We start from the raw sequence: 12,601 nt of genomic DNA on the forward strand, positions 1-12,601 counted from the left end.
GGTTGCCCGCCCCCATCTCATCACTCAAGCCATGTGTCCTCCCGGTCCCGATCCCGCGCCAGATGTTGATACGCCCGCCTCGCCATCCCGCAAGCGCGCCACCATCGGCCGCCTGCTCAAGGAGGCGCGCCAGGCATTCTCTGAAAAAGGGCTGGCCGGCGCGCGCGTGGACGACATCGCGCGCGCGGCGGGCGTGACCAAGCAGCTCGTCTATCACTACTTCAACAGCAAGGACCAGTTGTTTGCCAGCGTGCTGGATGAGTCGGCGCAGGATGTGCTGGCGGACCTGCTGGCGCTGGAACTGGATCACCTGCCGCCCACGCAGGCGCTGCGGGTGCTGCTGGAGCATGCCTTTGACCAGTACCGCCACGACCCGACCCTAGGCTCGTTGGCGCAGGAAGGGCTGCGCTTTCACGAGCACAACGCCCAGCGTGCCAACCGCTTCCAGGCCCGCGCGCCCGCACTGGTGGCGCAGATGGAGCGCATCCTGCTGCGCGGCGCGCAGTGCGGCGAATTCCGGCCCGATATCGACGCGCGCCTGTTCTATGCCGCCTCGGCGCTGCTGACCACCGGCGGCTTTACCAACCGCTATACGGTGTCGGCGGTGGCCGGGTTCGATACCACCGCGCCGCAGGGGGTAGCGGCGTGGCGCCAGTTCTCGGTGGACTTCGTGCTGGCCGCGGTGCTGGCCGGCGAGCGCCCCTCGCTGCAGCGCCCGGCGGCCGATGCCGTGGCTTGCATACCTTCAGCCCATGCCCCACGCTGAAAGCACAGCACCGGCAATCGCTAGCGCGCTCATGCTGCTGCGCTCGCTCTTGCCCAGGAAGCGCTGCACGCGCTGGGCTGCGATACGCCCCGGCATGCCATTGACGCCGCCACCCGGGTGGATGCCCGCGCCGCCGAAATACAGGCCCGCCACCGGCAGCGTGTTACCTCCCAGGCCGTAGGCCGGGCGCAGCGTATTGGAGCGCATGGTGCTGGTGTCGATATGCACCACGCAGCCGTTGACGGTATTCAGGCGCCGCGTGAAATCCGGCGCGGCTTCCATCCGGCGGGCGATCTCTTGCGTCTTCAGGCCGTCGACGTACTGGCTGGCCTGATCGATCACCTGCTGCGTCACGCGCTCGCGGATGGCATCCCAGCCCTCGCGTGGCTGCGTCGGCATGGCGGGCGGATAAAGGTAGACCGTATCCTGCCCGGCGGGCGCCAGCGATGGGTCCACGGCGCTCGGCGCGGTAATGGTGAGGTAGGGCAGGGTAGGCACCTCGCCCCGCGCCGAAGCGCGGAAGTTCTCCAGCACGGCTTCGGTCGTGCCGATCAGCAGGCAGGTTTTGCGCAGGTCCAGCCCGTCGCCGCGCTGGTCCTCAAAGCGCTTGAGCGAGATCTGGCCGTTAAGGGCCATGTCGACCTTCAGGGGCGACGCGCCGTGCGCGTTGGCCGGCGCGTGCGTGATGCGTGTCAGCAGCCGTGGCTCGACCTGGCCCGCGGTGACGAGGTCCAGCGCCACCTTGGGGTGGCAGCTGGCAATCACGGCGCGCGCGTGGAACTCGCGGCCATTGGCAAGGCGCACCCCGCGCACGCGGCCCTGGTCGGCCACGATCTCCTGGACCGACGCGGACGTCAGGATCTCGCCGCCAAGTTCGCGCAAGCGGGCGGCCATCGCATTGGACAGCGTTTGCATGCCACCCACCACCCGGCCAACTCCGAAGCGGTGCAGGAAGCCGAGCAGCGCGTAGTAGATGCCGCTGCCGTCGCTGGTGATGGGGCCGGCCAGGCCGGTCAGGCAGCACATGGCCGAGATGGTGACCGGGTGCTCGAAACGCTCCAGCGCCGCCTGGTAGGCGGAGCCGGTGAGCAGCGTCATCAGCTCGGGCTTGAGCTTGCGGTTGCGCAAGGCCGCGCGGAACGCCTCGAACTTGGCGCCCACGTTCAGCTCGGCCGGGTCCACCCGCATCATGGGCACGGCCATATCGATGAAGGCCAGCACCACATCCATGAAGGTCAGAAAAGCGTCCGCATCCTTGGGGCTGAAGCGCCGGATTTCGTCGGCGGTCTTTTGGGGATCGCGCCAGAACACCAGCGAGGTGCCGTCCGGATGCAGGTAGACATAGCCCGGGGTCAGTTCGATCTGGCGGAAGCCATGGCGCTCAAGCTCCAGCTCCGCCGGCACCCGCGGATGCACGCGCATCGACATCATGTCCAGCGCGCAAGGGTGGACCAGGTGGCCAGGCGCCTCAGGCATCAGGTAGCCCGACGAGGCCATGCCGCCCACCTTGTCCAGCGCTTCGAGCACCAGCACCTTCTTGCCGGCGGCCGCCGGGTAGCAGCCAGCCGAAAGGCCATTGTGGCCGCCGCCGACGATGATGGCATCGTGGGTTTGCTTGCTTGTCATGTTGTCTCCATCCTGTTTGTCGTTCTGGGTGCAGCCTTGGCGCCCGGATGGCTCCGGTCAGTGCGTTTGGTCTTGCCCGTATCGCTTAAGTGGATCACAATTGCGAAAAGTGTTCAATAAAATATTGCTGACCCGGGGTCAAACGGTAATGCGGCCATACGGACGCTTCCCCGGTACGTATCCCCGGGCAATGACATCCAGTAAGGAGACCGAGATGAGCAACAGCGCAGCACCCGCCCTCGAGACGGCTTTTGCCGGCGTGGCGGAGAACTACCGCGGCAGCGATGTCGACCTGCATGCGATCTACCGCGACATGCGCAGGAATTCGCCGGTGATCGCGGAGGATTTCATGGCACGCCTGGGCGTGCCCACCATCGCCGGGCTGGACCCCGACCGGCCCACCTTCACCCTGTTCAAGTACAAGGACGTGATGGCGGTGCTGCGCGACGCCACCAATTTCACCAGTGGCTTTATCGCCGAAGGCCTGGGCGCGTTCTTCGACGGACTGATCCTGACCGGCATGGACGGCGACGCGCACCGCCGCGCGCGCGCCTTGCTGCAGCCTGTCTTCATGCCCGAGGTGGTCAACCGCTGGCGTGATGCCAAGATGGATCCGATCGTGCGCAACGAATACATCGTGCCGATGGCAGCCGCAAATCGGGCCGACCTGATGGACTTCGGCCTGCATTTCCCGATCCGGCTGATCTACTCGCTGATCGGCTTCCCGGATGACACGCCTGAACGGGTGGAGCAATACGCTGCTTGGGCGCTGGCCATCCTGGCCGGCCCGCAGGTCGATGCCGAACGGGCGGCCGCGGCGCGCAAGGCGGCCATGGCTGCGGCACAGGCGCTCTACGACGCAGTCAAGGTGGAGGTGGTCCAGGTCCGCAAGGATGGCGCCAATGGCGACGACCTGATCGGCCGGCTGATTCGTGCCGAGTACGAGGGGCGCCGGCTGGACGACCATGAGGTCGCCACTTTCGTGCGCTCCTTGCTGCCCGCCGCGGGCGAAACCACCACTCGCACCTTCGGCTCGCTGATGACGCTGCTGCTGGAGCGGCCTGCGCTGCTGGAGCGGGTGCGCCAGGACCGCAGCCTGGTGCCCAAGGCGATCGACGAAGCGGTGCGGTTCGAGCCGGTCGCCACCTTCAAGGTGCGACAGGCGGCGAAGGACGTAGAGATTAGCGGTGTCCTGGTGCCGAAGGGCGCGATGGTCCAGTGCATCGTCTCATCCGCAAATCGCGACGAGGAAGCCTTCGAGGACAGCGAGACCTTCGATATCGACCGCAGGCCAAAGCCTTCCTTCGGCTTTGGCTTTGGCGCGCATATGTGTATCGGCCAATACATCGCCAAGATCGAGCTTCAGGCGGCGGTCAACGCCATCCTGGACCTGCTACCCAATCTGCGGCTGGATCCGGACAAGCCGGCCCCCAGAATCGCGGGGGCGCAGTTGCGCGGGCCGCATTCGGTGCCGGTCATCTGGGATTAACTGCTGGGATTCACCGCTGGGAGGGGCGGGGGCGCTGCAAGCGCCCCGCTTGCTTCGCTCAGAGCTGGGAAGCAGGCAGGTGCACCACCAGGCCGTCCAGTTCCGGTGCCATCGTCAGCATGCAGGACAAGCGGCTGTTGGCGCGCCGCGGCTCGGCGGTGCTGTCCAGCATGGCATCCTCCATCTCGTCCACGGGCGGCAGCTTGTCCAGCCAGGCCTCCTCCACGAAGACGTGGCAGGTGCAGCATTGGCAAGCGCCGCCGCAATCGCCGCTGATGCCGTCGACGCCGCGCTCCAGGGCGCTTTGCATGACCGTGGCGCCGGTTGACACCTCGACATCGGTACGGGTGCCATCGTGGCGGATATACGAAAGCTTGGGCATCATTGTCTCCTCTGGGTCTTCTTGCGTTGCAGCCGGGCGCGCTATAGCGACCGGCTGATGATTTCCTTCATGATTTCGGACGTGCCGCCGTAGATGCGCGCAACCCGTGCATCCACCCACGAGCGGCCGATCTTGTACTCGCTCATGAAGCCGTAGCCGCCGTGCAGCTGGAGCAATTCGTCGAGCAGCTTGCCTTGCAGCTCGGAGCCGAGCAGCTTGCACATCGCGCCCACCTCGGCGGTGAGCTCAAAGCGCATCGCCTTGGCCAGGCAGTCGTCGACGAAGACGCGCAGCATGGTGGCCTGCGCCTTCACCTCCGCGAGCTTGAAGCGCGTGTTCTGGAAGTCGAACACCGGCTTGCCAAATACCACCCGATCGCGGGTGTACTGGATGGTCTCCGCCAGCAATGCTTCAATCGACGCGGCGGCGCGGATGCCGATGATGGTGCGCTCCCACGCGAGCTGGTGGGTCAGGTAGCGGAACCCCTGGTTCTCTTCGCCAAGGCGATTCTCCGCCGGTACGCGGACATGATCGAAGAAGAGTTCCGAGGTGTCCTGTCCCTTCAGGCCGATCTTCTCCAGCAGCTTGCCCTTGGAGAAGCCGGGCCGGTCTTCCTCGACGCAGATCAGCGTCAGGTCCTTGGATTTCGGGTCGAGCTTGGTGGCCGTGACCATCAGGCCGGCATTGCCGCCATTGGTGATGAAGGTCTTCTGCCCGTTGACGATGTAGTCGCCGCCGTCCCGCGTGGCGCTGGTGCGCATCGAGCGCAAGTCGCTGCCGATGCCGGGCTCGCTCATGGCGATTACGCCGATCAGTTCGCCGCTGGCCATGCGGGGCAACCAGCGCTGCTTCTGCTCCTCGCTGCCGTAGGCGACGATGTACGGTGCGACGATCTCGGAATGCGTGGTGAAGCCGATGGCGGTGGCGTTGACGCGGGCCAGCTCCTCGATCATGACGGCGGAGTGGCCGAAGTCGCCGCCGGCGCCGCCATATTCCTCCGGTACCGTTGCGCACAGCAGGCCGATCTCGCCGGCCTTGCGCCAGATCTCCTTGGGCACGATGCCGGCCCGCTCCCAGTCGGGCAGGTGGGGCACGATCTCGCTGTCAATGAAGCGACGCGCCTGCTGGCGGAATAGTTCGTGGTCTTCTCGGAATACGGTCCGCATGGTCAAGTCTCTGAGGATAGGCGTCGTTGAGGGTGATGCGTGGTTCAGGCCTGAACGCGCTCGTGATGAGCGGGAAGGTCCAGGCGGCAGGCCGTCAGCGCGGGCCACAGCGCCGCGGCGCCGGCAACGCACACGCCCTGGCCGAGGCGCTGCGACCAGGAGGTGGCATTGCCGAATTCACTGCGCCAGGACCAGAGCCGCCGCGTGGACAGGTGCAGCGCATGTTCATGGGTAAAGCCGATGGCGCCATGCACCGTGTGCGCGACCGACGCCGCCACGCCCGCGGCTTCGGCACCGCAGACCTTGGCCGCGGCGATGGGCAGGGTGGCAAAGCCGCCGGCGGCATCAAGGGACAGGGCGAAGGCGCATTGCGCCGCGACCGCGGTAGCGCCGGCGTGCTCGGCGAGGACCGCCATCTGCTGCTGCAGCGCCTGGAAGGCGCCGATCGCCTTGCCGAACTGGACCCGCTCGGTGGCGTAGCGCGTGGTCAGCGCCAGCACGGCCTGCGTGGCGCCGGCAATCTGCGCGCTGCGCATCAGCGCACCGCCGAGCTGGAGCACATCGGCGGGCGTTCCGGCAGGCAGCGGCGCACTGGATAGCGGGAACACATCATCGAAGTGCAGATCGTCGCGCGGCTCGCCGGCCGTGTTCTGGCGGGGTTGGCAACGCACCCCGGTGGTGTCCAGCAATACCACCGTCGGCTCGGGTCCGTCAGTCACCGCCACGACGCGCTGCACATGCCGGCCCCAGGGGATATCGCGCAGGGTGCCGCCGACGCGGCCACGCCGCAGGCTCAGCGCACCGCCAGCGGCGATGCCCAGAGGCTCGTTCAGTGCTTCCAGGCCGCTCTGCCCGAGCAAGGCGTTGGCAAGCAGCGTCTCGGGCAGGGGCAACGGCAGGTTGTGCCGGCCAGCGGCGCGGACAATGACGAACAGGTCCGCCCAGCTGGCGCCGGCGCCGCCCCGGGCCTCGGGGGCGGCGGCGACGGCAAAGCCGGAGTCCTCCACGCTAGCCCAGAGTGACGCGGGCCAGGCGCCGGTTTCGCAGGTGCGCAGCAGCTCTGCCGTGACGGTGTCGCCAAGCAGGCGCTCGATGGTGCTCTCGAAGATCTCTTGCATGGGATTCACCGTAGCCCGAGCCCGCGCGCAATAATGCCGCGCAGGATTTCGCGCGTGCCACCGCGCAGGGAAAAGGAGGGGGCCATTTGCATCAGGTAGGCCAGCACTTGGGCGTGGTCGCTGCCGCCGCCCACGCTCGGCGGCAGGTCCAGCAGCAGTTGCGCCACCTCCGGGATATCCTGCTCGAACTGCGTGCCGAGGTCCTTCACGCAGGAGGCGGCCCAGGCCGGATTGTTGCCCGCCGCCAGTTCCGCGGTGACGGACAGGGACATTTGCCGCAGCGTGAAGAGGCGGGCAGCCAGGCGGCCGATCTCCCGCGCCTGCAGCGCATCGGGATGCTTGCCGACGGCGTCGATCAGCGTTTGCAGCAGGGCAATGCTGCTGAGAAAGCGCTCCGGGCCGCTGCGCTCGAAGGCCAGCTCCGCCGTCACCTGTTCCCAGCCCTGGCCCTCGATGCCGACCAAGGCGTCGGCGCCGAGTTGCACGTCGTCAAAATAGACTTCGTTGAAATGCTCGCCGCCGGCCAGGTCCCGGATCGGACGGATCGTGATGCCTGGCGATTCAAGGTCGATGATGAACTGCGACATCCCCTGGTGGCGCGACGCGGGCTTCTCGCCGGTGCGCACCAGGGCAATCATGTACCGCGAGTAATGCGCGTTGGTGGTCCAGAGCTTATGCCCGTTGAGTACCCAGCCAGCGCCCCGGCGCTGGGCGCGCGTGCGGATCGAGGCCAGGTCCGAACCGGAATTGGGCTCGCTCATGCCGATGCAGTAGTAGCTCTCGCCGCGGCAGATGCCCGGCAGGTATTTGTCGCGCTGGGCCTCGGTGCCGTAGCGCAGGATCTGCGGGCCGCTCTGCCGGTCGGCGATCCAGTGCGCGGATACGGGCGCGCCGGCGGCAAGCAGTTCCTCGATCACGACATAGCGCGCGAACGGTCCCGCCTCGCCGCCGCCGTAGCGTCGCGGCAGGGCCATGCCCAGCCAGCCGCGACGGCCGAGTTCGCGGCTGAATTCGGGATCGGCCCCCATCCACGAGTCGGCGCGCTGCAGCGGCGACCGATCCTTCAGGACTTCGGCAAGAAAGCCGCGGACTTGCTCACGCAAAGGCTCGGCGTCGGGTGGAATGCTGTGATAGCGGAATGCGTGCGTGGACATGATTCGAGGTGGGCGCGAGGTGGGCGCAAGCCGGGCGGGTGCGGTGAATACCGCGAGGCGACGGTGCTGCCAACACCGCGGCAGCGTGGGCCACCGCGGCTGGGTGGCCGCTGACTTACAGCGCGGCTTGAGCGTCGGCCGCGGCGAACATGCGGTTGATGTCGCCTGACGTGACCGGCTTGTTGGGGTCTCGCACCGGCGCCGCGCCGCCCATGCCCAGCGCGGGCTCCACGCTCACGTGCTTGGCCAGCGCGCGCAGCGCGCCTACGGTGCAGTTCTCGCGGCCCAGGATCGAGAACGGGTCATAGGAGAACTCGCGCATCGCGTTCAGGTGGGTGATCTTGTTGATCACCTCGTCCGACAGGTGGCCGGCCTGCTGGTGGAACACGTCCGCCGAGCCCGGCCAGGTGCAGTCGGAGTGGGGGTAATCGCATTCCCAGGTGACCTTGTCGACGTTGATCGCGTCGAGGTTCTTCAGGCCGAACTGATCCTCGATGAAGCAGGTGATGATGTGCTCGTTGAAGATGTCGCTGGGCATCTTGCCGCCGAAGTTGGACATGGTCCATGCATGGTGATGGCGGTGCGTGAAGTCGGCCCGCTCCAGCAGGTAGGGGATCCAGCCGATGCCGCCTTCCGACAGCGCCATGCGCAGCTTGGGGAATTTCTTCCACATCGGCGCCCAGATCCAGTCGGCGGCCGAGTTGGCGATCGAGATCGGCATGGAGGTGATCCACGCATCGATGGGCGAATCGTCGGACGCATGCGCGGCCTTGGCGCCGGTGCCGATATGGCAGCAGACCACGACGTTGTTGTCGGCGCAGGCCTTCCATACCGGATCCCAGTAGTCGCTGTGGATCGAGGGGTAGCCGTGCAGCGTGGGATTGTCGGACAGCGTCAACGCGTGCACGCCTTGCTTGGCCATGCGCCCGATCTCGGCGGCCGCCGCTTGCATGTCCCACCAGGGCGCCAGCATCAGCGGCATGAAGCGGCCGGGCGCGGCGTTGCACCAGTCGTGCAGGTGCCAGTCGTTGTAGGCCTGGATGGCGGCCAGCGACACGCCGCGGTCGGCGTAGCCCTGGAAGCGTTGCCCGGCGAAACCCGGGAACGTCGGGAAGCACAGGGAGCCCAGCACGCCGTTGGCATTCATGTCATCCACGCGCGCCTTGATATCCCAGGTGCCGCGGCGCATGTGCTCGTAGCCGAGCGGCTCCATGCCGTATTCCTCTTTCGGGCGGCCTACGACCGAATTCAGGCCCATGTAGCCGGTGGCTTGTTCCTCGAACACCCACACGTCGCGCCCGCTGCGTTCGACAACCTTGGGTTCCCGGCCCTTGTACTTGGCCGGCATGTGGCGGGTGAAGGCGTTAGGCGGCTCGATCGCGTGGTCGTCTACGCTGACGAGAATGAGGTCTTCCAGTTTCATCGGTGTCCCCGTGTGTATGGGCTGCCACTGTCTGGCTAGCCGTGTTGTAGCGGATTGGCATTCGGATAGTAGTTAAAAAGTTAGACACAATCAATGCATGTGTACATATTAAAGATGGATTGCCGCTGGGTTTGAGGGTTAACGATGAGGCGAGTGCGCGCGAGGGGGCCTGCCACTGCTTGAGGCGGGCCGATGGAGATATGGGGGGACGTGTGCCGCGCAGGGGGCGGCATGGCGCGGCCGACGGGGTGTCGGCCGCTGGGGAATGGACGCGCGGGCTGGCGCGCGCTCAGGGCCGGCGCGGCCCCGGCGCTAGGATCAGCAGATCAGAACAGCACGGCTTCCAGCTTGTGGCCCAGGTCGCGCACGGCTTCGCCGAGCACCTCTACTTTGTCTTCGCTGCGGTCGCCGCGGATCATCACGGTGGACACGGTAAAGGCGATGTTGCCGCTCGGGTCGCACACCGGCGCGGCGATGGCGAGCACGCCGGTGGCGAAGTAGCCGTCATCGCTGGCCCAGCCGCGGCGCCGCGCGCGGTTGACTTCGCGCAGGTAGTTGTCGAACGAGATCGCGCGGACCCAGCGGAGCTGCTCGAACTCCCCGCGCAGCTGCGCCTCGGTGAGCCCGAGCCTGCCGGCGAACAGCCGGCCGCTGGCGCCCATCAGGATCGGCAGCCGCTGCCCGGCGGGCATGTCGATGCGCAGGTTGGTGGGGCTGGATTGGGAGCTGACCAGGACGATGCGGTCGGCCCCCAAGCGCCGCCACAGCGTCACCGTGACGCCGAACTCCGCGGCGAGGTCCTGCATGGGCGGGGCCGCCAGTTGCAGCCGCTGACCTTGCGTGACTAGCTGCTCGACCAGGCGTGCCAGCCCAAGCCCGGCGGAATAGGTCTTGGACAAGGCATTGAAGTCCACCACATCCTCGGCCACCAGGGTGCGCAGGATGTTGAAGCAGGTGCTGGAATTGATGGAGAGGTGGCGCGCGATGTCGGCGGCACGCTCCGGCGCGCCGGTCTGGGTAAGGTAGCGCAGGATGCGGATGGCATTGGACACCGGCTTCACGGTCACGGCATTGGCCATGGCGTTGGTGGCGGCCCTGACCTTGGGCTTTGGTTTTGCCGCCGGCGCGGCTGCGCTGGCGGGGGCGGTTCGTTTGCGTGCGGGTGCGGCGTTCTGTTGGCTCATGGGTTGGCTGTCTTCCTGGTTCGCGCTCTGACTCGGCACAGTTCTCATTCTGTATGCGGTAATTATATTCTGAATCGAGAATTCTACAGGGGAAACCGCCGCCCTCGGATTTACCCGTACCGGGCCTGCGCGCCGGGCTGAAAACCCGGGTCAATCCCGAGCTAAAAATCGACACTTTCGTAAAAACTGTGCATATAATTCCCTCCAAGGCGACAGCTCGCCAGCAGACACAAGGAGGAGGCATGGATTCGGAAAAAAAGCAACCATGGTGCTGCAGGTGCGCGCCGATCGCAGCCGTTGCTGCGGCTATGGACTGTGCGCGCAGCTCTGCCCGCAGATCTACAAGCTCGACGAGAACGGCCTGGTCTATTTAGAGGTGGACACGGTGCCGCCGGAGCTGGAGGAGGAGGCGCGCGAAGGCGCGGCCGCGTGCCCGGCCGAGGCGTTGGTGATCGAGGCGGTTTCCGCCTGACGCAATCAATGCACATAGCGCACAGGCAAGCGGGAGACAATTCGCATGGGACGTCTTGATGGCAAGGTCGCGCTGATCACCGGTACCGGAGGCGGCCAGGGCAGGGCGGCCGCGCTGCGCTTCGCGCGCGAAGGCGCAAGCGTGTTCGGCTGCGATGTCAACGCGCAGGCGCAGCATGAAACGCTCGAGCTCATGCGCGCGCAAGGCCACCGGATGGCGGGCACCGGCAACGTCGATCTCGGCGACCCGGAGCAGGCGCAGCGCTGGGTGGAAGCCGCCGTCGGCGAGTACGGCCGGGTCGACATCGTCTATAACAATGCCTCGGCGGCGCGCTTCGGACCGGTCGCGGACATGTCCGTGGACGACTGGCGCTTCACTATGCGCAACGAACTGGACCTGGTGTTCTTCGCCACCAAGTTCGCATGGCCGCATCTGGCGGTACGTGGCGGGGTGATCATCAATATCGCGTCGGTCGCCGCATGGGGCGCTTCCACGACCACCGGCATCGGCGCGCATTCGGCCACCAAGGCCGGCGTGGTGGCGCTTACGCGCCAGCTGGCGGTGGAGGGCGCGAAGCACCGCATCCGCGCGGTCAGCATCAGCCCCGGCCTGGTGGTGACACCGGGCACCGCCCCGTTTCTGAACAACCCGGCCACGCGCGCCGCGCTGGTGGACGGCATCCCGCTGGCGCGCCCCGGCGAGGCGGATGAGGTGGTGGCTACCGCCTTGTTCGTCGCCTCGGACGACGCTTCCTACATCACCGGCACCGATATCGCCGTGGACGGCGGCATGCTCGCCGTCTGAGCCACGCGGCGCCCGGTCTTGCACGGCAAAAGAGACAAGACACTTCAGGAGACAACATGGACATCATCGGCATTGGCTATCTCGGCTTCGAGTCGACCAGGCTGGACGAATGGCGAAGCTATGGCCCCGAGGTACTGGGCTTCCAGATCGGCGCCTCGCCGGAGGCGGACCCCGAATCGCTGTACTTCCGCATCGACGACCGCCGGCATCGCTTTGCCTTCCATCCCGGCCAGGCCGACCGGCTGGCCTATATCGGCTGGGAAGCGCGCGGCAAGCTGGAGTTCCAGGCCGCGGTGCAGCGCCTGCGGGACGCCGGCGTGGAGGTCACCGTGGGCGACGCGGCGCTGCGCGAACTGCGCGGGGTCAAGGAGGTGATCCGCTTCCGGGATCCGGTCGGCTACCAGCACGAGCTGTTCTACGCGCAGAAATGGATGCCGCGCTCCTTCATCCCCGGCCGGCCGCACGGTGGCTTTGTTGCGGGCGCGCGGGGGCTGGGGCACCTGGTTGTGATCACGCCGGAGTTTCCCCGGAGCTGGAGCACTTCCTCACCGAGCTGCTGGGCTTCCACTACTACGGCGCCGGCGCCGGCAAGGGCAAGACCGCGTTCTACCGTTCCCGCCTTAACGAAAGCACCAGCCACGATATCGCCTATGGCCATGGGCCGGGCAAGATGGGTATCCAGCATATCGGCCTGTTCGTCAAGAGCCTGCGCGACGTCGGCGAGACCTACGATATCGTCAAGCAGCGCAAGCTGCCGATGATGATGACGCTGGGCCAGCACACGCAGGACCCGCATGTGTCTTTCTACCATTTCTCGCCCGGCGGATTTGCCATCGAGATCATCACGGAGCTGGAGCCCTGGCACCAGGACGGCTTCGAGCTGAATCCCGAGAAGCTCAGCACCTGGGGGCATGAACTGGTGGGTCCCATCCTTGGGCCCAGCGTGCGCGCGCCGGAGGAAGTGCTGGACGCCGATGGCCTGGCCGTGCTGGCCGGCCTGCAGCGGGTGGTTTGAGC

12 protein-coding genes and 1 pseudogene are annotated in these 12,601 nt (G+C 66.7%); 6 read left to right on the plus strand and 7 right to left on the minus strand.

The window, feature by feature from the left end:
- Positions 1-31 precede the first annotated feature (31 nt).
- Positions 32-766 carry a TetR/AcrR family transcriptional regulator gene (locus OMK73_RS08030; protein WP_267601562.1) on the plus strand — a complete coding sequence of 245 codons (735 nt, stop codon included), beginning with the start codon at positions 32-34 and terminating at the stop codon, positions 764-766.
- Here the strand turns inward: OMK73_RS08030 and OMK73_RS08035 are convergent.
- Complete coding sequence (locus OMK73_RS08035; protein ID WP_267601563.1) at positions 746-2,392, minus strand: phytoene desaturase family protein; 1,647 nt, start codon at positions 2,390-2,392, stop codon at positions 746-748. The two genes, OMK73_RS08030 and OMK73_RS08035, sit on opposite strands and share 21 nt — an antisense overlap.
- Positions 2,393-2,606: 214 nt before the next feature.
- On the opposite strand from OMK73_RS08035, the gene OMK73_RS08040 reads away from it, so the two are divergent.
- A complete protein-coding gene (locus tag OMK73_RS08040; protein WP_267601564.1) occupies positions 2,607-3,881 on the plus strand; it encodes a cytochrome P450 in 1,275 nt (424 codons plus the stop codon).
- Between the two features lie 58 nt (positions 3,882-3,939).
- On the opposite strand, the gene OMK73_RS08045 is transcribed toward OMK73_RS08040, so the two are convergent.
- The 6 genes from OMK73_RS08045 to OMK73_RS08070 form a co-directional block, all read right to left on the minus strand.
- Positions 3,940-4,263, minus strand: a complete 324-nt coding sequence (locus tag OMK73_RS08045) for a 2Fe-2S iron-sulfur cluster-binding protein (RefSeq protein WP_267601565.1) — start codon at positions 4,261-4,263, stop codon at positions 3,940-3,942.
- A 41-nt stretch (positions 4,264-4,304) separates the two neighbouring features.
- A complete protein-coding gene (locus tag OMK73_RS08050) occupies positions 4,305-5,429 on the minus strand; it encodes an acyl-CoA dehydrogenase family protein (protein ID WP_267601566.1) in 1,125 nt (374 codons plus the stop codon).
- 44 nt (positions 5,430-5,473) lie between these two features.
- Positions 5,474-6,547 carry an acyl-CoA dehydrogenase family protein gene (locus OMK73_RS08055; protein WP_267601567.1) on the minus strand — a complete coding sequence of 358 codons (1,074 nt, stop codon included), beginning with the start codon at positions 6,545-6,547 and terminating at the stop codon, positions 5,474-5,476.
- A gap of 5 nt (positions 6,548-6,552) precedes the next feature.
- The gene (locus OMK73_RS08060) at positions 6,553-7,701 is read right to left on the minus strand and encodes an acyl-CoA dehydrogenase family protein (protein WP_267601568.1); all 1,149 of its coding nucleotides are present in this window, start codon (positions 7,699-7,701) and stop codon (positions 6,553-6,555) included.
- Between the two features lie 115 nt (positions 7,702-7,816).
- The gene (locus OMK73_RS08065; RefSeq protein ID WP_267601569.1) at positions 7,817-9,124 is read right to left on the minus strand and encodes an amidohydrolase family protein; all 1,308 of its coding nucleotides are present in this window, start codon (positions 9,122-9,124) and stop codon (positions 7,817-7,819) included.
- Between the two features lie 326 nt (positions 9,125-9,450).
- Positions 9,451-10,308 carry an IclR family transcriptional regulator gene (locus tag OMK73_RS08070; protein WP_267601570.1) on the minus strand — a complete coding sequence of 286 codons (858 nt, stop codon included), beginning with the start codon at positions 10,306-10,308 and terminating at the stop codon, positions 9,451-9,453.
- Positions 10,309-10,573: 265 nt separating this feature from the next.
- Here OMK73_RS08070 and OMK73_RS08075 point away from each other — a divergent pair, with 265 nt between their 5' ends.
- The 4 genes and pseudogenes from OMK73_RS08075 (at position 10,574) to OMK73_RS08090 (ending at position 12,599) form a co-directional block, all read left to right on the plus strand.
- Positions 10,574-10,780, plus strand: coding sequence for a ferredoxin (locus OMK73_RS08075; RefSeq protein WP_267601571.1), 207 nt, complete (start codon positions 10,574-10,576; stop codon positions 10,778-10,780).
- 45 nt (positions 10,781-10,825) lie between these two features.
- The gene (locus OMK73_RS08080) at positions 10,826-11,584 is read left to right on the plus strand and encodes an SDR family NAD(P)-dependent oxidoreductase (protein ID WP_267601572.1); all 759 of its coding nucleotides are present in this window, start codon (positions 10,826-10,828) and stop codon (positions 11,582-11,584) included.
- 56 nt (positions 11,585-11,640) lie between these two features.
- Positions 11,641-11,754, plus strand: a pseudogene (locus OMK73_RS38945) (2,3-dihydroxybiphenyl 1,2-dioxygenase); the annotation flags it as partial.
- A gap of 257 nt (positions 11,755-12,011) precedes the next feature.
- Positions 12,012-12,599: a VOC family protein gene (locus tag OMK73_RS08090; protein WP_267601574.1), complete on the plus strand. Its 588-nt coding sequence runs from the start codon at positions 12,012-12,014 to the stop codon at positions 12,597-12,599.
- Positions 12,600-12,601: the final 2 nt, after the last annotated feature.

Origin of the sequence: Cupriavidus sp. D39 (assembly GCF_026627925.1) — a bacterium.
Taxonomy (GTDB): Bacteria; Pseudomonadota; Gammaproteobacteria; order Burkholderiales; family Burkholderiaceae; genus Cupriavidus; species Cupriavidus ulmosensis.

Coding starts and splice junctions, on each gene's coding strand:
- OMK73_RS08075 (WP_267601571.1), top strand. CDS start 10,574: ATGGTGCTGCAGGTGCGCGCCGATCGCAGCCGTTGCTGCGGCTATGGA.
- OMK73_RS08070 (WP_267601570.1), bottom strand. CDS start 10,308: ATGAGCCAACAGAACGCCGCACCCGCACGCAAACGAACCGCCCCCGCC.
- OMK73_RS08090 (WP_267601574.1), top strand. CDS start 12,012: ATGGATGCCGCGCTCCTTCATCCCCGGCCGGCCGCACGGTGGCTTTGT.
- OMK73_RS08055 (WP_267601567.1), bottom strand. CDS start 6,547: ATGCAAGAGATCTTCGAGAGCACCATCGAGCGCCTGCTTGGCGACACC.
- OMK73_RS08080 (WP_267601572.1), top strand. CDS start 10,826: ATGGGACGTCTTGATGGCAAGGTCGCGCTGATCACCGGTACCGGAGGC.
- OMK73_RS08060 (WP_267601568.1), bottom strand. CDS start 7,701: ATGTCCACGCACGCATTCCGCTATCACAGCATTCCACCCGACGCCGAG.
- OMK73_RS08040 (WP_267601564.1), top strand. CDS start 2,607: ATGAGCAACAGCGCAGCACCCGCCCTCGAGACGGCTTTTGCCGGCGTG.
- OMK73_RS08050 (WP_267601566.1), bottom strand. CDS start 5,429: ATGCGGACCGTATTCCGAGAAGACCACGAACTATTCCGCCAGCAGGCG.
- OMK73_RS08035 (WP_267601563.1), bottom strand. CDS start 2,392: ATGACAAGCAAGCAAACCCACGATGCCATCATCGTCGGCGGCGGCCAC.
- OMK73_RS08030 (WP_267601562.1), top strand. CDS start 32: ATGTGTCCTCCCGGTCCCGATCCCGCGCCAGATGTTGATACGCCCGCC.
- OMK73_RS08065 (WP_267601569.1), bottom strand. CDS start 9,124: ATGAAACTGGAAGACCTCATTCTCGTCAGCGTAGACGACCACGCGATC.
- OMK73_RS08045 (WP_267601565.1), bottom strand. CDS start 4,263: ATGCCCAAGCTTTCGTATATCCGCCACGATGGCACCCGTACCGATGTC.